20 protein-coding genes and 3 tRNA genes are annotated in these 20,399 nt (G+C 41.6%); 5 read left to right on the forward strand and 18 right to left on the reverse strand.

The genetic code is table 11. The features are described from left to right. Window positions 1-82: 82 nt before the first annotated feature. The 5 genes from NH153_RS16985 to dnaQ all read right to left on the reverse strand — a co-directional run bounded on the left by NH153_RS16985 (window position 83) and on the right by dnaQ (window position 2,573). Window positions 83-159: transfer RNA gene (locus NH153_RS16985), tRNA-Asp, on the reverse strand. Between the two features lie 41 nt (window positions 160-200). After that, a tRNA-Asp gene (locus NH153_RS16990) sits at window positions 201-277 on the reverse strand. A 27-nt stretch (window positions 278-304) separates the two neighbouring features. Next, window positions 305-381: transfer RNA gene (locus NH153_RS16995), tRNA-Asp, on the reverse strand. Window positions 382-479: 98 nt separating this feature from the next. Then, a complete protein-coding gene (locus tag NH153_RS17000) occupies window positions 480-1,853 on the reverse strand; it encodes a TIGR03503 family protein (protein ID WP_063706038.1) in 1,374 nt (457 codons plus the stop codon). A gap of 9 nt (window positions 1,854-1,862) precedes the next feature. Beyond that, window positions 1,863-2,573: a DNA polymerase III subunit epsilon gene (gene dnaQ, locus NH153_RS17005; RefSeq protein ID WP_063706040.1), complete on the reverse strand. Its 711-nt coding sequence runs from the start codon at window positions 2,571-2,573 to the stop codon at window positions 1,863-1,865. A gap of 68 nt (window positions 2,574-2,641) precedes the next feature. Between dnaQ and rnhA the strand changes: the two genes are divergently transcribed. After that, window positions 2,642-3,109: a ribonuclease HI gene (rnhA, locus tag NH153_RS17010; protein ID WP_063706042.1), complete on the forward strand. Its 468-nt coding sequence runs from the start codon at window positions 2,642-2,644 to the stop codon at window positions 3,107-3,109. A 90-nt stretch (window positions 3,110-3,199) separates the two neighbouring features. Continuing rightward, window positions 3,200-4,063 (forward strand): MBL fold metallo-hydrolase, encoded by an 864-nt coding sequence (locus NH153_RS17015; RefSeq protein ID WP_063706044.1) that lies wholly within the window; start codon window positions 3,200-3,202, stop codon window positions 4,061-4,063. Here the strand turns inward: NH153_RS17015 and NH153_RS17020 are convergent. Next, entirely contained in the window at window positions 4,034-4,792 is a 759-nt protein-coding gene (locus NH153_RS17020; RefSeq protein WP_063706046.1) for a class I SAM-dependent methyltransferase, read from the reverse strand. The genes NH153_RS17015 and NH153_RS17020 overlap by 30 nt on opposite strands. A 53-nt stretch (window positions 4,793-4,845) precedes the next feature. Here NH153_RS17020 and gloB point away from each other — a divergent pair, with 53 nt between their 5' ends. Together gloB and NH153_RS17030 are read left to right on the forward strand one after the other, a co-directional pair. Next, complete coding sequence (gene gloB, locus NH153_RS17025; protein WP_063706048.1) at window positions 4,846-5,619, forward strand: hydroxyacylglutathione hydrolase; 774 nt, start codon at window positions 4,846-4,848, stop codon at window positions 5,617-5,619. 147 nt (window positions 5,620-5,766) lie between these two features. After that, entirely contained in the window at window positions 5,767-7,353 is a 1,587-nt protein-coding gene (locus NH153_RS17030; RefSeq protein ID WP_063706050.1) for a LysM peptidoglycan-binding domain-containing protein, read from the forward strand. 56 nt (window positions 7,354-7,409) lie between these two features. Here the strand turns inward: NH153_RS17030 and speB are convergent, their stop codons facing one another. The 5 genes from speB to NH153_RS17055 form a co-directional block, all read right to left on the reverse strand. Beyond that, complete coding sequence (gene speB / locus NH153_RS17035) at window positions 7,410-8,333, reverse strand: agmatinase (protein ID WP_063706052.1); 924 nt, start codon at window positions 8,331-8,333, stop codon at window positions 7,410-7,412. 3 nt (window positions 8,334-8,336) lie between these two features. Beyond that, a complete protein-coding gene (speA, locus tag NH153_RS17040) occupies window positions 8,337-10,250 on the reverse strand; it encodes a biosynthetic arginine decarboxylase (protein ID WP_063706054.1) in 1,914 nt (637 codons plus the stop codon). A 278-nt stretch (window positions 10,251-10,528) separates the two neighbouring features. Next, window positions 10,529-10,975: a hypothetical protein gene (locus tag NH153_RS17045; RefSeq protein ID WP_063706057.1), complete on the reverse strand. Its 447-nt coding sequence runs from the start codon at window positions 10,973-10,975 to the stop codon at window positions 10,529-10,531. Window positions 10,976-11,036: 61 nt separating this feature from the next. Further along, window positions 11,037-11,498 carry a GNAT family N-acetyltransferase gene (locus NH153_RS17050; protein WP_063706060.1) on the reverse strand — a complete coding sequence of 154 codons (462 nt, stop codon included), beginning with the start codon at window positions 11,496-11,498 and terminating at the stop codon, window positions 11,037-11,039. 465 nt (window positions 11,499-11,963) lie between these two features. Next, window positions 11,964-12,941, reverse strand: a complete 978-nt coding sequence (locus NH153_RS17055) for a transposase (protein WP_063706062.1) — start codon at window positions 12,939-12,941, stop codon at window positions 11,964-11,966. Window positions 12,942-13,228: 287 nt separating this feature from the next. Here NH153_RS17055 and cysZ point away from each other — a divergent pair, with 287 nt between their 5' ends. Continuing rightward, complete coding sequence (gene cysZ, locus NH153_RS17060) at window positions 13,229-13,939, forward strand: sulfate transporter CysZ (RefSeq protein WP_171038281.1); 711 nt, start codon at window positions 13,229-13,231, stop codon at window positions 13,937-13,939. Between the two features lie 71 nt (window positions 13,940-14,010). On the opposite strand, the gene rlmM is transcribed toward cysZ, so the two are convergent. The 7 genes from rlmM to NH153_RS17095 form a co-directional block, all read right to left on the reverse strand. After that, window positions 14,011-15,096: a 23S rRNA (cytidine(2498)-2'-O)-methyltransferase RlmM gene (rlmM, locus tag NH153_RS17065; protein ID WP_063706067.1), complete on the reverse strand. Its 1,086-nt coding sequence runs from the start codon at window positions 15,094-15,096 to the stop codon at window positions 14,011-14,013. Window positions 15,097-15,105: 9 nt separating this feature from the next. After that, complete coding sequence (locus NH153_RS17070; RefSeq protein WP_063706069.1) at window positions 15,106-15,474, reverse strand: DUF423 domain-containing protein; 369 nt, start codon at window positions 15,472-15,474, stop codon at window positions 15,106-15,108. Beyond that, window positions 15,471-16,115, reverse strand: coding sequence for an alpha/beta family hydrolase (locus NH153_RS17075; RefSeq protein WP_063706071.1), 645 nt, complete (start codon window positions 16,113-16,115; stop codon window positions 15,471-15,473). The genes NH153_RS17070 and NH153_RS17075 overlap by 4 nt, the downstream gene beginning before the upstream one ends. Window position 16,116: 1 nt before the next feature. After that, entirely contained in the window at window positions 16,117-17,013 is an 897-nt protein-coding gene (locus NH153_RS17080) for a transcriptional regulator GcvA (RefSeq protein WP_063706073.1), read from the reverse strand. Window positions 17,014-17,371: 358 nt separating this feature from the next. Beyond that, the gene (kdsA, locus tag NH153_RS17085) at window positions 17,372-18,226 is read right to left on the reverse strand and encodes a 3-deoxy-8-phosphooctulonate synthase (RefSeq protein ID WP_054561809.1); all 855 of its coding nucleotides are present in this window, start codon (window positions 18,224-18,226) and stop codon (window positions 17,372-17,374) included. A 9-nt stretch (window positions 18,227-18,235) separates the two neighbouring features. Further along, entirely contained in the window at window positions 18,236-19,489 is a 1,254-nt protein-coding gene (locus tag NH153_RS17090) for a DUF819 family protein (protein WP_063706075.1), read from the reverse strand. A gap of 15 nt (window positions 19,490-19,504) precedes the next feature. Then, a complete protein-coding gene (locus NH153_RS17095; protein ID WP_063706077.1) occupies window positions 19,505-20,332 on the reverse strand; it encodes a tetratricopeptide repeat protein in 828 nt (275 codons plus the stop codon). Window positions 20,333-20,399 lie beyond the last annotated feature (67 nt).

Consider the following 20,399-nt stretch of genomic DNA (forward strand, 5'->3'; position numbering starts at 1 on the left):
CGCGACCCCCGGCGTGACAGGCCGGTATTCTAACCAACTGAACTACCACTCCGCAGTATCTAATGCTATTTATTTTTCCTATTGGCGGAGTGGACGGGACTCGAACCCGCGACCCCCGGCGTGACAGGCCGGTATTCTAACCAACTGAACTACCACTCCGCAAAGGAAAATGTTTTACAACCATAAGTTGTGCAAGTAATTGGCGGAGTGGACGGGACTCGAACCCGCGACCCCCGGCGTGACAGGCCGGTATTCTAACCAACTGAACTACCACTCCAGCGCATACTTACAAATTGTCGAAAATTGGCGGAGTGGACGGGACTCGAACCCGCGACCCCCGGCGTGACAGGCCGGTATTCTAACCAACTGAACTACCACTCCACATTTTCGTTGCTGACTGAGTCTCCCCTGACAGCGGCGTGAATAATACGAATCACCCTCTAGTTCGTCAAGGGGTTTTTTGTATTTTTACAGGTTTTTTAGTCATCTGACATCGAAAGGTTTAAAATTTCACCTGATTTGTCATTTTTTGAGCCATTTTTGCCAACTTCATTTTCATTCGTTGCTTGCTCATCATTTTCGGTTTGATTTTTTTTCTTTAAAAACGGTAAAGAAAATTTAAATTTCAGTGGTTTCTTCTGAACAAAAATTCTAATTGCTAGCCAACCCAATAAAAGTACGGCTAAATTTCCAACAACAATTAAGATCACCATGAGCATGGTGGACGCTTTTTGTTCTTCTTCAATAATTCGTTGTTGCTCCGCTTGCGCTTCTAAATCGATTTCAGGGCGAACAATTTCTGGTACAGCTTCAATTGGTCGCTCAATTTCAAATTTATACGTCGGTAACGTAGCCATAAATTCACGGTCATTTATATTGCTACCAAATACAGAAAGCTCAACACTGTATCGCCCCCAATCATAATTTTTAATGGCCAGTTCCCGTGTTTGCGATTTATCTGCATCTAAAGAGAACATTTGCTCTTCATTATTTGGGTAATAAATTTTCCCTTGAATGAGCACGGTTTCAGGTTTGACGATTTCAGGGTTCAGCGAGATTGTTAAAATATGATCATCTTCATCTTGCTCAGCAAGTGCTATTTCATAATCAAAAGGCGGTTCATGCACCACAATTGGCTTTTGTACTACGGTACGCTTTAATATAGGCGTTTCTATATAAAGCTCTGGCTGCCACTCTCCTGCCGGAAAGACCAGCTTAAACTCACCGGTAAATACACCATCAAGCGGACGCTCATCAAAGCCACGGCCATCATCTTTAAAGTCAGTGACACTTTGCGTACCAGCACCAAAGTTTGCGAAATCACTGTTATTAGTGCTGACAAAATCAACATGCAAACTGATTACATCACGAAACTGGCCAACTTTAATCGGTTCACCGTCATTTAATACACGGCCCGTCAGTTTTATAGTCTCACCACGAAACAGCATAGGCGGGAGTGGATCAACATTAAGCTCTATTTCACCCAGCACCATAATACGGCTATCTGGCAAGATACTGCCGACCACTTGCCAAGGGCCAGGCATAGGATTGCTAATGGTGATCAAGTCATAGCTCAGTTCATCATGCCAATCGAGGTCATTATTTTTAACTGAGTCAGTCGCGTAATACTTAGTACCATCAGGGCGAACTAACACCACAGCTGGGGCACCGCGCTTACGAAAGAAGAGTAAGGTAACTTTATCGATTTTATGATCGATACGAAAACGGTTCTCTAGCAGGGGAATTTCATTTTGCACCCCATCACGTTCTAATGGGGTTATTTTATCTTGCTCGTTGGCAAATCCCGTGAAGGGAATTAAACACACTAATCCTGCTAGCAGCTGTTTTCTCATTTTATTACCTTATTCTGTACGCCATAGGCATTGGCCACCCTTTGCAACCAAGTCTAAACGCTCTTCGTGAGCGGCGTGCTCTTGTTCTGTTGCTCTTAATACCACAAGCGGTGCTCTATCTGCACTTAGTCGGCGAATACCACCCATTTGTTGAGTTGAGCCTTCATCTTTATTTTGATTAAGATTCAGCTTTACTTGCCCACCGGTCATTGACAGGTAAACATCAGCTAGGATCTCGGAATCCAGTAATGCGCCGTGTAACGTACGCTTTGAGTTATCAATATCGTAACGGCGGCAAAGCGCATCAAGGTTATTCTTTTGACCTGGGTGCAAGTCACGCGCCATTTTTAATGTATCAAGTACACTACATACATCGGCAGTATTCGGAAAACCTTGATTTAACAATGCAAACTCATTGTCCATGTGGCCGATATCGAACGCTGCGTTATGGATAACAAGCTCTGCACCACGAATATACTCTAAAAACTCATGGGCAATTTGGTGGTACAAAGGTTTATCACGCAAAAATTCATTGGTGATACCATGTACGTCTATTGCTTCTTCTTCTATTTCACGTTGCGGATTGATATACACATGAAAGTTGTTGCCAGTAAGACGGCGATTTACAAGTTCAACACAACCGATCTCAATGATGCGGTGGCCTTGCTTTGGGTCAATACCCGTGGTTTCTGTATCTAAAACTATTTGTCTATGTGCCATATCGTCTTAAGCCTGACTCTGGTATCTTTCTATATTCACTTTATTGTACACAATATCAAGGTAAAACAGTGCAGAAAACCGTAGAGATTTACACCGATGGATCATGTTTAGGAAATCCAGGGCCTGGAGGGTATGGCATCGTGATGCGATACAACGGCCACGAGAAGCAATTAAGTCAAGGCTATACCCTAACAACAAATAATCGGATGGAAATGCTCGCAGCTATCGTTGCACTAGAAACCCTCACCCGCTCTTGTCATGTCATTCTGACAACCGATAGCCAATATGTGAAACAAGGTATTGAGTCATGGGTAGAAAATTGGAAAAAACGCGGCTGGAAAACCGCAGCTAAAAAACCAGTTAAGAATGTCGATTTATGGAAACGACTCGATGCTGCCTGCCAACAACACAGCGTAGAATGGCGCTGGGTAAAAGGCCATAGCGGTAATAAATACAATGAGATTGTTGACGATCTTGCCCGCGAAGCAGCTGGCAGCGATCAATTACTTGAAGACACAGGTTACGACGGTAATTAAAAGCTCCTTGAAAGAAACTTGGCGCAGGCCGTTTTATATTTTTGTTATATGTTATAAGATTTGGCTATAACGAAATATAAAGGATTCATTATGGCTCTGCGCATTCACTCTTTTTTTCATCAACAAAGCGCCACACTCTGCTACTTAGTATGTTGCGAAAGCACTAAAAATTGCTTATTGATTGATGCGCCCGCTGATTTTGATATGCCAAGTGGTGAGTTAAGTTTTACCACCGCCAATGAGATCATCAGCTATATAAAGACCGAGCAGCTGACATTGCAATGGCTCCTTGAAACCCATGCCCATGCAGACCATATCACTGCAGCAAGTTATATAAAGCAGCAATTACAAGACACACACCCTTGTAAGCTCGGCACGGGTGAAGGGATCACTCAAGTGCAACAGCACTTTAGCCAGCTTTATAATCTTGATATGCCATGTAATGGTGAACCTTTTGATGCTTTGTTTGCTGATAAAGCACAATTTCAGTTAGGTGATTACACGGTAGATGTGATTGCCACACCGGGCCACACCCCTGACAGCGTGTGTTTTCACATTGATGGCAATGTATTTGTTGGCGACACCTTTTTTATGCCAGACAGTGGCACAGCCCGCTGTGATTTCCCAGGAGGCAGTGCCGGTGAGCTATATGATTCACTACAACGAATTTTAGCGTTTCCTGACGATACGCTACTTTGGATGTGTCATGACTACCAACCTGATGGCCGCCCGCTGGCGAACAAAACCACGGTTAAAGAGCAGCGCGAGCAAAACATTCATTTAAAAGGCGATAAGCAACGTTTTATTAAAACTCGGGAAGGCCGCGATGCAACCTTAGCAGTACCAAAGCTGTTGCACCCTTCTATTCAATTAAATATTCGTGCAGGTCAGTACCCAAGCAAAACAGATACGCAACAACACTATTTAGCCATCCCGCTCACAGTGCTGCTTTGATGTTTGCCTGAGCCCTGCTCCTTTTACCGGCGAAAATTGCGGCCTTGCATGCCATTTAGGTTTAATTGGTGTAAGCGGGGCCACACGTTTTCGAGCCACCAGCAAATACACACTGCCCATTGGCTTTAAATATTGTTGACCAAAACTGCGCCACGCAGCAAAACGCGATAAACGGTTACCTCTTGCAAGCGATGAATGGATAAATCGCTCATCCGAAATAATTTCAAAACCCAATAGATTCAACCAATCTTTTACTCGCGATGGTGTGAAAAAGCGCCCTGTCCACGGTAGCTTTTGGCGGCTAAAAGGTAATAACTGCGCCAATCCACACAAGCTAAACGGGTTAAAACCTGTGATCACGATGTAACCACCGGGAATTAAAGTACGATGCGCTTCACGTAAGATATGGTGCGGATCAGAATGATATTCTAAGCAATGCGACAATATGCAAGCATCAACACTGTGCTCATAAAAAGGTAACTCGTCTACATCAGCAATAACACCAGTAAATAACCCCTGCTCAGCTACGCAAACTTGATGCTTTATAGGACTTTCACTGGTTGCCAGCTCGCCACTTAAATTACCAAGTTTTAGCATGTGATAGCCAAACATACGTGGCAGCCATGGTGTTAGCTTACGTTCAATTTCAGCACGTAAATAGTCACCATGAGGGAACTGCTGCCAAGTGTATGGCTTAGGACCTTCTTGAAAACTAAGGGCTGGTTTCATTTTCTGAGCTCGTTATACTGTTTGTTAACTGTCACTTTATAGAGCAATTAAACATGGTGCAAGTTAAAGCAATTAAAGCCTTTTCTGATAATTACATTTGGTGCATCAGCAATGAAGCTGAGCAAACAGCCTGGGTCGTCGACCCCGGTCAAGCTGAACCTGTTTTAAACTATCTAAGCGAACATAACTTAACACTTCGGGGTATTTTGATAACCCATCACCACTATGATCACACCGATGGCGTGGCTGCACTGGTTAAGGAATTTCGTGATATTCCGGTTTATGGGCCAAGACACAGTCCCTTTAAAGGTATTACTCATGGCGTATCAGAAGCGGATAAAGTCACTGTTTATAATTACACCTTTACCGTGCTTGCGACACCTGGTCATACCCTAGACCATGTTTGTTACATTAATGATGAATTAAGTTTTACTGGCGACACCTTATTCAGTGCTGGCTGCGGACGATTATTTGAAGGCAGCGCTGAGCAAATGTGGCACTCGCTCTGTAAATTAAGAGCTCTGCCCGATGAGTGTAAAATCTACTGCACTCATGAATACACGCAGGCTAACTTAGCTTTTGCAAAGGCGGTTGAACCAAATAACGAATACCTTCTCAGCTACAGTGATAAAGTAGATAGACTGCGAGAAAGCGGCAAAATAAGCTTGCCAACTCGATTAGGTGTTGAAAAACAAATAAATCCATTTTTGCGCAGCAACGTAGTAACGATTACTGATGAGCTACCAAATGAGCTAAAAATTAGTTTAGATCTGAATGAACCTTGGCAACGCTTTGCAGGTCTCAGAGCCTGGAAAGATAAGTTTTAAAAAAACGTAAACACCGGTAGTTACAATTTTGTATATTTAGATCAGCATCTTGCAATAATAAGCTGACATAAACTGGTCATAAAGTGGCAATATGTTCTCAGAGCAGGTAATATTCGCCGAGTTTTTTTACCTGATGTATGGGTATATATGTATAAGTCTCCTTTAGTTTTATCACTTGCGCTGATTTTAAGTGGCTGTCAATTAACAGCTTCTGATTCAGCAAGTACAGATGTTGCAAGCAATAATGTTGAGCAACAATTAGACGGCGCAAGTCCGAGCGATATCAATGATGCATTGATGATTAACGCTCAATATCAACAATTAACCGATATTGATGAGCCGCCTCCTGTATTTGATGATGTATGGGAGCGTATTCGTTATCAGCTTTCGATTGATGTGCCACAAAACCGCCCAGTTGTTGCTGAGCGTAACTATTATGCCCGTCATCAGGCCTATTTAGATCGTATCTCTAAGCGTGCTGAGCCTTACCTATACTTTATTGTAGAAGAAGTCGAAAAGCGTCAAATGCCAATCGAAATTGCGCTTTTACCTATTGTTGAAAGTGCGTTTGATCCATTTGGTTATTCACACCGCAGTGCCTCTGGTATTTGGCAATTTATGCCACAAACTGGTGAACGTTTCGATTTAAAACAAAACTGGTGGTATGACGGTCGCCGTGACATTGTGCAATCAACCCGTGCAGCGCTTGATTACTTATCATATTTACACAAAACCTTAGAAGGCGATTGGTTAAACGCCATTGCGGCCTATAACTCAGGTGAAGGTCGTTTACTGCGTGCGATTAAAAAGAACCGTAAAAAACATTTACCTACGGATTTTTGGTCGCTTGATTTACCAAAAGAAACCACCTCGTATGTACCTAAACTGTTAGCCCTGTCTGATCTAGTTAAACGCAGCGATGAGTTTGGTGTTAAGTGGCAACCAATTATTAATGCTCAAGTTGTTGAAGCGGTTAATGTAGGAAGCCAAATAGACTTAGCACTTGCTGCTGATATGGCAGATATTAGTTTAACGGAGCTTTATCGTTTAAACCCAGGTTTTAATCGCTGGGCGACAGATCCGAATGGCCCACACTTTTTATTATTACCGTCTGATAAAGTTGAAGCATTTTCTGACAAACTAGCTAAAACCGAGCAAAAAGACCGCCTACGCTGGCAGCAATATGTGGTAGCTCGCGGCGACAGTTTATCTGTGATTGCGAAGAAGTTTTCAACTAGCACAAACGCGATTAAAACCCTGAATAAGCTTTCATCGAATACTATTCGTGTTGGTCAGCAATTACTTGTGCCATTAAGCGACGGTGAGATAAATAGCCAGCATTTACCAAAATCAGTGCGTATGGCGGCTAATAAAGTAACACGTAAAAAACTTAGCCATAAAGTGGCCAGTGGCGATACATTGTGGGATATCAGCCGTGAGTACGATGTCACTATAGCTGAACTTGCAACATGGAATAAGCTTAAAAAAGACGCTGTTCTGCGTGTTGGTCAAAAGCTCACTGTGTACAAAGAAGAAAAGTCACAACTTGCAGCAACGCAAATCAAAGAGCGCACCATTACTTATAAGGTTCGCCAAGGTGACTCATTAGCACGCATTGCCGCTAAGTTTAATGTGTCTGTAGAAGATATAATTAAATGGAATTCATTAGCTGGGCAAAAATACATTCAACCTGGGCAAAAACTGAAGTTAAAGGTTGATGTACGAAGCGCATAATTGCTTCATCCAATATCAAAAAAAGAGCGCCTAATGGCGCTCTTTGTCTCTCTCATTTAGTATTTATGCTTCAATGCCCATAAGTGTAATAACTCATTAGCAATGGTCGCTGCAGCAATCGCTGTTAGTTCACTTTGATCATAAGATGGTGATACCTCAACTACATCCATACCGACCATATTAATGCCCTTCAATGCACGAAGAACTTTAAGTACTTTATCGCTGGTTAAGCCACCACACACTGGTGTGCCTGTCCCTGGAGCGAATGCAGGATCTAGGCAGTCAATATCAAAGGTTAAATACACAGGTAAGTCACCCACGCGCGCTTTGATTTGCTCAGCGATATCTTGTGCAGGTAAATCATTTGCAGCCATTGCGTCAATCACTGCAAACTCATGTTTGCTCTGATCAAAGTCAGTACGAATACCGATTTGAATGCTGTGATCAACATCAATTAGCCCTTCCATCGGCGCATGATAAAACATTGTACCGTGATCATAGCGCGAGCCATTGCTGTAAGTATCTGTGTGGGCATCAAAATGAACTAATGCCATTTTACCGTGTTGCTTTGCATGGGCACGCAGTAACGGCAAAGTCACAAAGTGGTCACCACCTAAGCCCAATAATGTTTTACCTTGACGAAGAATTTGCTCAGCGGCTAATTCTAACTGCGCGGTAAAATATTCTGGGTCACCTACTGGGTAAGTAAAATCGCCTGCGTCAGCTAATTTTAAACGCTCAAACAACGGAAACGTCCAAGGGTACTTGGTTTCTTCCCATGCTAGGTGCACTGAGGCACGACGAATTGCGTCAGGGCCTAAACGTGCACCAGGGCGACCTGAGGTCGCCAAATCAAAGGGTAAACCTAACACCACTACATCGGCATCGATTGCTGTGATGTTCTGCACCATCGGCTGACGTAAAAACGTCATGCCGTTTGAATATAATGAATGATCTGTGTGGTCAAACAATGTCGACATTGCTTATAACTCTTCTAAATAAGTGTAACCATTTAAGCCAGTTTGCAGCTCATCTAATACGCTTTGCTGTTCAGTTTCTGGCAGTTTTGCCGCCACCAGCTGGGCGTAAGATTGCTGGAAGCTTTCTACATCTAAATGTACGTAACGCATCATGTCAGCAACGGTATCACCTTCGTTGATTTCGGTGATTTGCGCTTGACCTTGCTCATCCATTTTCACAATTGCACTGTGCGTGTCGCCAAATAGGTTGTGCATATCACCTAAAATTTCTTGGTACGCACCGACTAAGAAAAAGCCCATTAAATACGGTTTTTCTTCGCTAAATGCTGGCACAGGTAATGTGCTTTCAATACCTTGACCGTCAACATAGTGCTCCATCGCACCGTCTGAATCGCACGTAATATCAAGTAAAACGGCACGCTTTTGTGGTGCTTCTGTTAAGCCACTTAACGGTAAAACAGGAAACACTTGGTCAATACCCCATGCATCCGGTAATGACTGGAACAATGAAAAGTTCACAAAAAACTTATCGGCTAAACGCGCATTTAATTCATCAATAATCGGGCGATGAAAACGGTTTTTGTTATCCATATGTTTGTTAAGTTCATAACATACACGTAAGTTAACTTGCTCCGCCCATGCTCGCTCTGTTAAATCTAACAAACCAAGTGCAAATTGATTATGTGCCTCAGCTAAATCGCCTTGACTATCATGATAAATTTCGATTAATGCACGGTCGTCATTGTCATCACTTAACTGCTGCCATGATGTCCACATGTTTTTTAATAATAGTGGTGCATCAGCGGCTGGGGCTTGAATGTCTTCTGGTACATAGCTTTCGGTGCCGATAACATTCGAAATCAATACAGCATGGTGAGCTGTTAACGCACGACCTGACTCAGAAATAATGCGCGGCATTGGCTGCTCATATAACTTACAGGTATCACCAATGGTGTATACGATGTTATTAGCGTATTCACTCAGGCTGTAGTTCATTGAGTTATGTGACTGGCTACGAGTACCGTCATAATCTACCGCTAAACCGCCACCAACATCTAAGCAATCAATTTGTGCACCTAACTTGCGTAATTCACAGTAAAAACGCGCAGCTTCACTCACACCTAAACGAACATCGCGGATGTTTGCCATTTGCGAGCCTAAGTGAAAGTGTACAAGTTGGATCAGATCAAGTTGATCAGACGCTTTAAGGCGATTAACCACACTGAGTACTTGCGATGCCGACAAACCAAATTTTGATTTTTCGCCACCACTTGCTTGCCATTTGCCCTTACCTTGCGACGCTAAACGTACGCGAATACCAATGCGCGGCTTTACGTTTAACTCTTTAGCTTGGCTAAGCACCATGTCTAGCTCAGATAGTTTTTCGAGAACAATGTAAACCTTGTGGCCTAGCTTTTCGCCAATCAGTGCTAAACGAATGTATTCTTGGTCTTTGTAGCCATTACACACAATGACAGCACTGGTTTTTTCTGCCATTGCTAATACAGTCAATAGCTCAGGTTTACTGCCCGCTTCTAGACCCAATTGCTTCTTTTCAATATCAGCTTGGCTTGCAACAATTTCTTCAACAACTTCACGCTGTTGGTTTACTTTAATTGGGTAAACAAGCAAATAGTCTTTCGGATAACCATAATTTTCAATCGCCGTGTTAAATGCCTGACATAAGCTATGTACACGATGATGTAAAATTTGTGGAAAACGAACCAACGCAGGCAAGCTTAAGCCTTTGTCTTGTAATTGCTGTGCGATATCGATTAGTGCAATGGTTTGCTCTGGGGCATGGGCCTTTGGCGCAACATACACATCACCTTGATCATTAATACCAAAGAAACCTTGGCTCCAATGACGAACATTGTAACTCGTGCGAGCTTGTTCTAGTGATGTTGTCTCTTTCATCTATCTTTCTCTTTTATTTTAGTAGTGCCGAATTCGGCAAGGGTTGTTGCCGCGCATTAAAAGAAAAATAGTGATTCAAGTCCAACAAGAATTTTTACTCGTAACGAGTGATTTTTGATGTGAAAAACTAATCGATAACCCCCAAATTTTATTAGGGTTTAATTTAGTTGTTAGATTTTAAAATTCCTTTAGATGGACAGGCACTCAACATGGCAAATGAGCAATTTTTAAAAGGACAGTCACTGCAAAAATATATGTTAGTGAAATCCATCTTTATTTCAGTGGACAGGCACTACTTTTGTGATGTCATCAGCTTTTGAAGAGTTTGACCCTAGTTGCCTCCACGCTTCAAATTGCTCATTGTCATGCCACGTAATACCGATGTACTCTTGCCAGTTTTCGAAGTCTGTTGTGCGATATTTTTCAACACCACACCCTCCTGCGCCAAAAGCAGTACGGCAAATTTTTACTGTAAGATAAGTACCATCAAAATTCAGCTGTGATTGCTTATTGTTGCAAACACTCAAAGGACGTGTAGGAAATGTAAGGATTACTTTTGTTCTTATGGTGCCATTATGATTGAAGACACCAGTGAGTGAATGACATGAGTTTAAGTAGATCTTCGTACTACCAACCGTAAGGTCGGCTTGCTTACGCTGAGTAGTAATGGATTCCTGTGATTTATCCCCACAGGCAGCAATCAACAAAGCAATAGCAAAGCACATGATTTGTAAGGAGTATTTAAAAATTATGATGTCCTCACTAAAACATGGCTTATTAGCTAAATTACTGGTTAAGCCCTAACTCCATGAATAAGCTTTGTGGGTTTTCACTGTAATTACCAAACGGACCACAACGATTGAAACCTAAGTTTTCGTATAAGCTGATTGATTCTGTTTGCTTAGGACCTGTTTCTAATCGGATCAACGGAATTTGCTGCTCACCAGCATGATGCAAGAGTATTTGCATAATTCTACGTGATAACCCTTTACCACGGTAGCTTGGTTTTACATATAGGCGGCGGATTTCACCATATGGAGGATTGCCTTCTTGCATCACGATAGCACCGCAAGCAACAATACCATCTTCATTTTTCAAGCCAATAGCATATACATTGGGTTCAGCAAGTTCTTCAACACTTAAGGATTGAGCGGTGGCAACAGGATATAATGAGTTTATGAGTCGGTCTATATCAGAAAACACGTGTACTACTTCTGGATCTTGTGGATTTAAATCGACTAACTGCATAAAACTCCCATTTTTATATGTCGTTTTTGTTAATGATGTTAACAATAATATAGGATCTTAGTCTGATCCTCTACTGTTGTTTTCAATATTCATTTTTATAGGTACTTTCAGACCGCCATACTATCGCTTAGTTCAACGCTATGTAACTGAAAAAACGCCCAGTTGATAAAAATTAAAGTCCAACCTACACCGCTCATTTAAAGATTAATGATTTTTACTGGCAACTCTAAGAGGACAGTCACTGTTAAAAAGGCTGACATTGCAAGACAGGCATCTATAAATTGGCAAATATTTAAATTAAAAGGGGGATTACTGAATTTTTTCTGTCTTTAAACTTAAAAGATGTGGTTTTATAGAAAGAGTTAAACGAACCCCATGCTTTTGAAGCGTAATTCTGTCATTTTAAATATCTCAATGTATACCGAAAGCAGTGATTTGAAAGCTCTACTCTAAATTACATATAAATTAGCCAGCAAGTAATAACTTACAGCTTGTTAGGTTACTTCGTCGCTTACGAGCAGTTTTACTGCAATAACGTTCAATAGCCCCGACTCGACCTGCAGCTCCATGAAATAAATTTTCAAACTGTGTTGTGAGCGTTAACCATTTTTCCGGTTCGAAATTCAGCCTTTCAAGAATTGGAGGTAAATGATGCTCTATATATCCGGGCTTATCCGAACAAATACAACGACCAGTTTGCTCCACTAGTAACAGGTATGACTTTAACTCAAAAGGTATACCCTTTGATTTATACTTACTCATGCCACCAACAAACCGAGCTAGTAATTTAGGTTGCTTTGACTCCTTCACGCTCTGGCATCGCTTTTTAAAGCTGGTATAGTCCGATTGCTCCGGCGTGCTCGCAGCTTTAGTACGAACAGGGTTTAAATCAACATAGGCCATACATGCTAATAGAGCAGGTTCATCAAGGAGTGCTTGGCTTTTAAAGCGCCCTTCCCAAAAGTGACCCGTACACTCGTCTTCTTTATTTGCCCGTCTGGCTATATATTCATTAAGCATTCGCATGAACCAACTAATACTCGAAAGGCGCGCTCTGTATTCTGCAACCTCTTTATTTAAGAAGACTTGTTGGCCGTCACTTAAAGGCTGACCATGAAGAAATTTTTGACCTAAAGGTGTTGCTTTACTGAGCTTAAACCAACGTAAAAGAATGGCCTTATCAGATAACCTATTTGCTTTTTTATCATCAACATAAAGCACAACATGAGTATGGTTACTCATCACCGCATAAGCGCACACATCAATACAAAACACTTTTGCAAGAAAAAGTAGGCGTTCTTCAACCCACCCTCGACGGTGTTCATATGATTTACCTGTGAGTGCGTCTTCTCCACAAAGATAAGCGCGTCTAACGCAACGGGAAACACAATGGTAATACTTGGTGTTCGACAAACAGATTTGCCGCTTCCTTGCTAAAGCCATCGTCCACTCCTTGAACTGATAATTTGAAATGCATTAGCTGTAACTAAAGTGTAGACAAAAAATTTTGTGCTGCAAGGGCACTTAAATGTAGTGACTGTCCATTTAAATTTGACTGTCCATTTAAATTTGTTCCTCTAGATTTCAACTGAGTACTGGGCTTAAAGTGACTGTCCTCGTAAAGAGTTAAACACTTTGTTACGGAAAAAAGCTGTTCAAATATCGTCAAAACCCTATACTGCGAACAACAAGAAAAAAGATGAGGTTTTCTCGTGCAGTTCACTCAAGGTATGGAATACTTCTTTTCTGGCTTTAAATTAATTAGCCAAAAGGGGTTGAAACGTTTTGTACTTATTCCTTTAACAATCAATGTCCTGCTTTTTGGTAGTTCGCTGTTCTTTTTGTATGGCTGGCTCACCGATGGCTTCGCATACATGAACTCGTTATTGCCAGACTGGCTTAGCTGGCTCGAATGGTTAATGTGGCCGATTGCCGTGTTGGTAATTTTATTCAGTTACAGCATGCTCTTTACGGTTATAACGAATTTTATTGCGGCCCCATTCAACGGCCTGCTCAGTGAAAAAGTCGAGCTTTACTTAACTGGGCAAAAAATTAATGACGACAGCCTTTTCGATACAATGAAAGATGTACCACGCATGCTCGGCCGTGAGTGGACAAAACTGTGCTATTACCTGCCGCGTGCCATAGGCTTTTTTATTTTACTGTGGATTTTACCTGTGATCGGGCAAGTTTTATGGGTGCTATTCACCTGTTGGATGTATGCGGTTCAATACGAAGACTATGCGTTCGATAACCATAAAATTAGCTTTAACGAAATGAAAGATGACTTAAAGCAAAAGCAAACACTTTCTTATGGTTTTGGTTTAGCTGTCATGATTTTAACTGCTATCCCATTCGTAAACCTAATTGTTATGCCCGTTGCTGTTTGCGGTGGCACACGATTATGGGTCGATAATTACCGTAGTAAATACCGCTCGTAAATTCGCTGTTTAGATACCTAATAAAAAGGCCAATAGGGTGAGCTATTGGCCTTTTTATTTTCAAATTAATGTTAACTATAGAGACTTTGCGGCACCTTAGTTACATTTAAATGTACGGTGACTTCTTCACGGTCATGATACAAATGTTTAGCTTGTAATTCGTAACTTACACCATACTTTTCAAGCTCTTCTTTAATCATTTTTAAACACTCATAAACACTATCAAAGCGCTTTTTCATCGGTAATTTAAGATTAAAAATAAGCTCTTTTGCGTAGGCATTCACCGCCCAATCAATCATAAGATTAGTTACTTTTGTCGGCTTTTCCACCATGTCACAGACTAACCAATGAATATTGCGCTTTTCTGGGCGATATTTAAAACCATCTACCCTAAAGTGCTTAACCTGCCCTGTTTCCATCAAATCATCATTCATTGGGCCATTGTCAATTGCACTTACAAACATGCCACGGCGCACCAGTTGATAAGTCCAGCCACCTGGGCAAGCACCTAGATCAACCCCTCGCATTCCTGGTTGCACACGGTCTTCAACTTCATGGGGTGGAATAAATACGTTAAAAGCTTCATCAAGTTTTAGCGTTGAGCGGCTCGGCGCATCACTCGGCATACGTAAACGCGGAATACCCATAAAAAATGGTGAGTTATTAAATGTATACGAGTAGCCAACATAAGCACTGTCGTTTGCTAAAAATAACACATGCATAACAGGCTTTTTCTGAGCAATTTCGCGTGTCACTTTAGAGCGTTTTTCAAGTGACTTTTTCAGTGGCGTTGAAATCTTTTTACAAAACTTACTCAGCTCTTTACCTTCGTTGGTATCGGGTGTTTCTACACGTAAGTCACCACACTCAGGAAAGTCGGCGGCAGCATCAACAATGGCGCTAACGCGGTCTTCAAGTGGCATGTTATCGACTAAGGTGCCAGTAAACCATTGGCGCGCAAATACCATATTTTTGAAATCTACTTTTTTCATGATTTCATCGCCGTGACTCGCATCAAAGCATTCGTAAACAACAATACCCGTATTTGGTTTTGTTTTTACGTAACCTGCAAATCCTTGTTCAGCAGCCTGAAAAGTAATTTCAGCAGCTGCATCATTTTCAAAACCACTGCGACAATAAATAACTACACTCGACATAGATAACCCTTAAAACTTATATCGTGCGGCTTGAACTAATAAAATAGCCCAACCAATAATAAAACAAACGCCGCCAATTGGGGTGATAGGCCCAAGCCATTTCATGCCCGTTAATGCGAGTAAATACAAACTACCGCTAAATAACACTGTACCCGCGATAAAAAAACCACCAGCCCAATTTAAGTTCATGCCCCACTTAATTAAGATAGCAATTGCTATCAATGCAAGGCCATGCACCATTTGGTACTCAGCGGCGGTTTTAAAAATTCCAATCGCATACTCAGAAACACGGCTTTTTAATCCATGGGCAGCAAAAGCGCCAAGCATCACCGAAAGCATGCAAAATAAGCTGCCAATCATTAAATATAATTTGATCATTGTGCATCTCCAGCTACTAAATTCATAATAAACTGCGCTGCATAATCCGCAGCTTGCTGTAAGTTTTCTTGTTCAGTAATGCCACTTTTTTTACGTGGTTTTAATGAGTGGTCACCATCTTTGAGAAATCTAATCTCTGGCGGGTTAACCATTTCAAGGTCAGCCAGTTCTTGCTGAGAGCCAAATGTATCGCGTTCACCTTGCAGAACTAAAAATGGACATGGCATATCAACAAAATGCTCTATACGCAGTTTTTCGGGTTTACCCGGTGGATGAAACGGATAGCCAAAAGCCACAACACCAGCAATATTAGCCAAACCCTGCTCAGTACAAAGCATTGAAGCCATACGTCCGCCCATAGATTTACCACCTATAAATAGCGGTAGCTCTGGCTGGCATTCAGCTAAAACCTCTGCAAAGTAGGCAAGTAGTTTAGGAGCGCGCTCGGGTGGTCTACGCTTGCCTATTTCTTTTGCAATTTGCATATACTGAAAATCAAACAGCGCTACATCAATATCATGCTGACTAATCAAGTTAGCCATTGTTTGCATAAACTCAGAATCACTGCCTGCCCCTGCACCATGGGCAAATATAAACTGTGCACGCACCTTGCCCGTTGCACTTTTAAACCACTGTAACATGTTAATACTCTTGTTCTTGCTCTACTAAGCTCAACATCCAGTCTTTGAAAGACACTATTTTGCCAAGCTCTGTTTGCGATTCGCGGATCACTAAATAGTACGCATTTTTACTTTCTAACGAGTGATTAAATGGAATGACGAGTCGACCCGCATCAATATCAGGTTTTGCTAAAACGCTATTACCAATCGCAACACCCTGCCCATGCACCGCAGCTTGTAATACCATCGATGAGTGACTAAAAATTGGCCCTTGGTTAACTTGTACATTGCGCACACCTGCTGTTTTCATCCACGTTTTCCAATTTTTACGGGTGGTATCATGCAACAAGGTATGATTTGCCAAGTCGCTGGGTTGATTAAGCGGCTTAGGGCCTGTTAACAACAATGGGCTACATAATGGCACTAAGTATTCAGTGTGCAGCTTATAAGTCTGCACGCCACTCCAGTGGCCACGGCCATAATAGATAGCAATATCGACATCGTCAGAAAGTGAGTTTTCATCCTGATCTTGTGCTTTAATTCGCACGTCGATTTCTGGGTGTAATTCATTAAATAAACTAAGCCTGGGTACTAACCATTGAATTGCAAAACTTGGTGTTAAACTTACCGTGAGTGACCCTTTTGCACCTCGGGCTAGTAGTTTTTCTGTGGCATCAATCAACTGGGTAAAAATTTCTTTTATATCTAAAAAGTAGCCTTGCCCTTCTTCGGTTAAAAGCAAAGAGCGATTCTTACGTAAAAACAGCTTTAAACCTAAATGCTCTTCAAGGGTTTTAATTTGGTGGCTCACCGCGGCCTGCGTTACATATAGCTCTTCTGCCGCTTTGGTAAAGCTCAAATGGCGGGCAGCGGCTTCGAATGCTTTTAATGCATTTAAAGGAGGTAAACGACGAGACATAAACACCAAGCTTAGAATTAGTTTTTCTTATGCGTCGATTATAGCGATACAAATAAAAAAAGGCGACCATGGTCGCCTTTTTCATACTTATATACCCAAACCACCTCAAGCTGCGAGTTTCAGTTGGAATTAAAAGCGATTTAGGCAAGGCATTGATTGCAAGTAATAGTGGTTCTATTATTAAAATCAATAACGCAGTATAAATCGCTTTTAAACCAACCCTTCGGGCGCTTCACAGGCACTTACTCTCATCGTTGTTACTTTTTAAAAGGGACTGCCATTCTTGCAAAGTAACGCCTTGATATTAAGCACCTGTGAAACGCTGAATTCTGCATCTTGAGGAGGATTGGGTATATTATCATAAATCGCTTGCGCTAGTATCGAGTGGTGCAAAGCTCTTAACTAAGTCATCAACCGCTTTCATTTGCGATAAATAACCTTCTAGCTTGCTTAGTGCTAATGCACATGGACCGTCACATTTTGCTTCATTCGGATTAGGGTGCGCTTCAATAAATAAACCTGCAATACCTAATGCCATGCCACTGCGAGCAAGTTCTGCAGCTTGTGCACGGCGACCATCTGCAGAGTCAGCACGGCCTCCTGGGCGTTGTAATGCATGCGTTGCATCAAAGATAACCGGCGCCATAGGCTTCATGTCATCCATACCAAGCATATCAACCACAAGGTTGTTATAACCAAAGCTCGTACCACGCTCACACAATGCAACATTGTTGTTACCCGCTTCATTAAACTTCTTAATGATATGACGCATTTCGTGTGGTGCTAAAAACTGTGGTTTTTTCACATTGATAATGGCACCCGTTTTTGCCATAGCAACAACTAGGTCAGTTTGACGAGCAAGGAATGCTGGTAACTGAATCACATCAACCACTTCAGCTACAGGAGCAGCTTGATGCGGCTCATGTACGTCGGTGATCAGTGGCACATTGAAAGTAGATTTAATTTCTTCAAAGATTTTTAAACCTTCTTCCATACCCGGACCACGGTATGAATTAATTGAAGAGCGATTCGCTTTATCAAAAGACGCTTTAAACACGTATGGAATGTTTAGCTTTGATGTAACTTCTACGTAATGCTCAGCAATACGCATCGCTAAATCACGTGATTCAAGTACGTTCATACCGCCAAACAAGACAAATGGTTTATCGTTGGCTAATTCAATCTCGTTAATTTTAATTAACTGGTTGTTCATTTCTATTCCTTAAGGTGCAACAGCTTGTAGCATTAATCCACAAATATAAGCCATGTAGGTACCAACACCATAGCCCAAAACAGCCAGTAATACACCTACTGGCGCAAGAGACGGATGGAAAGCTGATGCAACAACAGGTGCTGATGCTGCGCCGCCTACATTTGCTTGAGAGCCTACTGCCATATAAAACAGCGGTGCTTTAATTAATTTCGCCACAATAAGCATTAAGCTTGCATGGGTAATCATCCAAATCACACCCAGTACAAAGTACATTGGTGAGTCAAAAATCGCAGTGATATTCATGTGTAAGCCAATTGAAGCAACAAGAATATATAAAAAGCTTGATGCTACTTTTGACGCGCCAAAAGCTTCAATATGGCGAACTTTAGTAAACGATAAACTAATACCAATTGTGGTTGAGATAACGATTAACCAAAAGAATTTACTGTTTAAACTATATTCTTGTGCCCAAGGGAAGTTAGCCCCAAAAAACGGACCTAAAAAGTCAGCACAAAAGTGCGCAAGACCCGTAATACCAAAGGCAATTGCGATAATCGTCATGTAGTCATTTAAGGTTGGCATACGCGCATGCTCAGCATGATATTTTTCTACGCGTTCTTTAAGCTCTTCAATGGCACGCGTATCTGCGCCCGTTTTTGCATCAATCGCTTTATGGTTTGCAGCCATTAATAACAATACGGCCATCCATAAATTCGCCACAATTACATCAACGGTGACCATTGCAGAGAAAATATCACCGCCTACTTCAAACATTTCTTTCATTGATGCTTGGTTTGCACCGCCACCAATCCAACTACCAGCAATAGTCGTCATACCGCGCCAAACTGCATCAGGGCCATGACCACCCACCGCTTCTGGGTAAACGGCACTCATCACTAAAATAGCAAGAGGTCCACCAATAACGATACCCATGGTACCCGTTAAAAACATGATTAATGCTTTTGGACCCAGGTTAAGAATCGCTTTTAAATCAATACTGATGGTAAGCAATATTAAGCAAGCTGGCAGTAAATAGCGCGACGCCACAAAATAAACATTTGAAGAGTGACCATCAACAATACCAAAGGTATTGAGTAACGAAGGTAAAAAATAGCAAAGCAATAACGCTGGTACATATTTATAAAATTTTTGGAACGCAGCATTATTACTGTGAGAGGTTTTAAAAATAAACCCCAAAATAACGGCAAGCAAACCAAGTACGACTGCGTCATTGGTAATTAGCGCACTGTGGGCGTCAGTCATAAATGTTCCTTTAAATTAGTGGTGTGTATTATTGTTGTCTTCAATTTCAGCAATTTGATGCTGAATAATCTCAATTGCGGGATCATCTGGGCACTCATTAACAAAGTACTGCAGATCATCACGCGCCATTTTGGGGCAATCTAACTGATTAAGTAAATAGCCTCGGTCACGACGTTCGTACGGATCGTCACCTAACAATTCCATCAGCATTTCAACGCAATGCAACGCATGGCCAAATTTACTTTCGCTAATAAAAGACCATTTTTGCTGAGCTAAATACAATTTATACAGCTCTTCATCAAAAATAAGTTCTAACGGCTCTTGCTCATCACCATTTTCTTCACAGGCATTCTCTGGCGTTATATACCAACTCTGCTGACCTGTGCTTGGCTCAATTAAGTAACCTTCTTCATCACTCATACCAACATGCACATGCACTTCGCCTTGGCTAAGCGTAACAGTGGCATCCAATTCAGCATGCTGTAATAAATGACACAGTAAAATCGCCAGCGTGGTTTGCGTACCGCTACGCATGGTAATGGTGTAGCTAAAGCTATTTAATGTGTACTCAGGCACTTTTAAGCTAGATGAGCTAAACAGCCATTGCTGATAAAAGGTATCAAGTAAATTATCGAGACGCTCATGGGGTTCTTTAAATTCAGCACAAAGGGCTGTTACCCTGTTCTCAAGCTCATAAAGCGTGTCATAACAGGCTGTTAAATCAGCTTGTTGATCCCACTTTAATTCTGCGTCGATACAACGATAAAGCACTTTAGAAGAAAATGTGTCAAAGGCCTCATCTTGATAGGGTTCATTTTGATCTTCAAACCAAGGGGTGGTCATTTATACTGCTACATCTCTTTCAAAAACGAACAGCTAGTTTACCTACTTTTGCCCTAAGTTACCAATA

This window comes from Pseudoalteromonas gelatinilytica (assembly GCF_001641615.1).
Taxonomy (GTDB): Bacteria; Pseudomonadota; Gammaproteobacteria; order Enterobacterales; family Alteromonadaceae; genus Pseudoalteromonas; species Pseudoalteromonas gelatinilytica.

What these genes read in the sequence shown, in the direction of transcription:
- NH153_RS17000 (WP_063706038.1), bottom strand. Translation starts at nt 1,853, where the DNA reads ATGAGAAAACAGCTGCTAGCAGGATTAGTGTGTTTAATTCCCTTCACG.
- dnaQ (WP_063706040.1), bottom strand. Translation starts at nt 2,573, where the DNA reads ATGGCACATAGACAAATAGTTTTAGATACAGAAACCACGGGTATTGAC.
- NH153_RS17015 (WP_063706044.1), top strand. Translation starts at nt 3,200, where the DNA reads ATGGCTCTGCGCATTCACTCTTTTTTTCATCAACAAAGCGCCACACTC.
- NH153_RS17020 (WP_063706046.1), bottom strand. Translation starts at nt 4,792, where the DNA reads ATGAAACCAGCCCTTAGTTTTCAAGAAGGTCCTAAGCCATACACTTGG.
- gloB (WP_063706048.1), top strand. Translation starts at nt 4,846, where the DNA reads ATGGTGCAAGTTAAAGCAATTAAAGCCTTTTCTGATAATTACATTTGG.
- NH153_RS17030 (WP_063706050.1), top strand. Translation starts at nt 5,767, where the DNA reads ATGTATAAGTCTCCTTTAGTTTTATCACTTGCGCTGATTTTAAGTGGC.
- speB (WP_063706052.1), bottom strand. Translation starts at nt 8,333, where the DNA reads ATGTCGACATTGTTTGACCACACAGATCATTCATTATATTCAAACGGC.
- speA (WP_063706054.1), bottom strand. Translation starts at nt 10,250, where the DNA reads ATGAAAGAGACAACATCACTAGAACAAGCTCGCACGAGTTACAATGTT.
- NH153_RS17045 (WP_063706057.1), bottom strand. Translation starts at nt 10,975, where the DNA reads ATGTGCTTTGCTATTGCTTTGTTGATTGCTGCCTGTGGGGATAAATCA.
- NH153_RS17050 (WP_063706060.1), bottom strand. Translation starts at nt 11,498, where the DNA reads ATGCAGTTAGTCGATTTAAATCCACAAGATCCAGAAGTAGTACACGTG.
- NH153_RS17055 (WP_063706062.1), bottom strand. Translation starts at nt 12,941, where the DNA reads ATGGCTTTAGCAAGGAAGCGGCAAATCTGTTTGTCGAACACCAAGTAT.
- cysZ (WP_171038281.1), top strand. Translation starts at nt 13,229, where the DNA reads ATGGAATACTTCTTTTCTGGCTTTAAATTAATTAGCCAAAAGGGGTTG.
- rlmM (WP_063706067.1), bottom strand. Translation starts at nt 15,096, where the DNA reads ATGTCGAGTGTAGTTATTTATTGTCGCAGTGGTTTTGAAAATGATGCA.
- NH153_RS17070 (WP_063706069.1), bottom strand. Translation starts at nt 15,474, where the DNA reads ATGATCAAATTATATTTAATGATTGGCAGCTTATTTTGCATGCTTTCG.
- NH153_RS17075 (WP_063706071.1), bottom strand. Translation starts at nt 16,115, where the DNA reads ATGTTACAGTGGTTTAAAAGTGCAACGGGCAAGGTGCGTGCACAGTTT.
- NH153_RS17080 (WP_063706073.1), bottom strand. Translation starts at nt 17,013, where the DNA reads ATGTCTCGTCGTTTACCTCCTTTAAATGCATTAAAAGCATTCGAAGCC.
- kdsA (WP_054561809.1), bottom strand. Translation starts at nt 18,226, where the DNA reads ATGAACAACCAGTTAATTAAAATTAACGAGATTGAATTAGCCAACGAT.
- NH153_RS17090 (WP_063706075.1), bottom strand. Translation starts at nt 19,489, where the DNA reads ATGACTGACGCCCACAGTGCGCTAATTACCAATGACGCAGTCGTACTT.
- NH153_RS17095 (WP_063706077.1), bottom strand. Translation starts at nt 20,332, where the DNA reads ATGACCACCCCTTGGTTTGAAGATCAAAATGAACCCTATCAAGATGAG.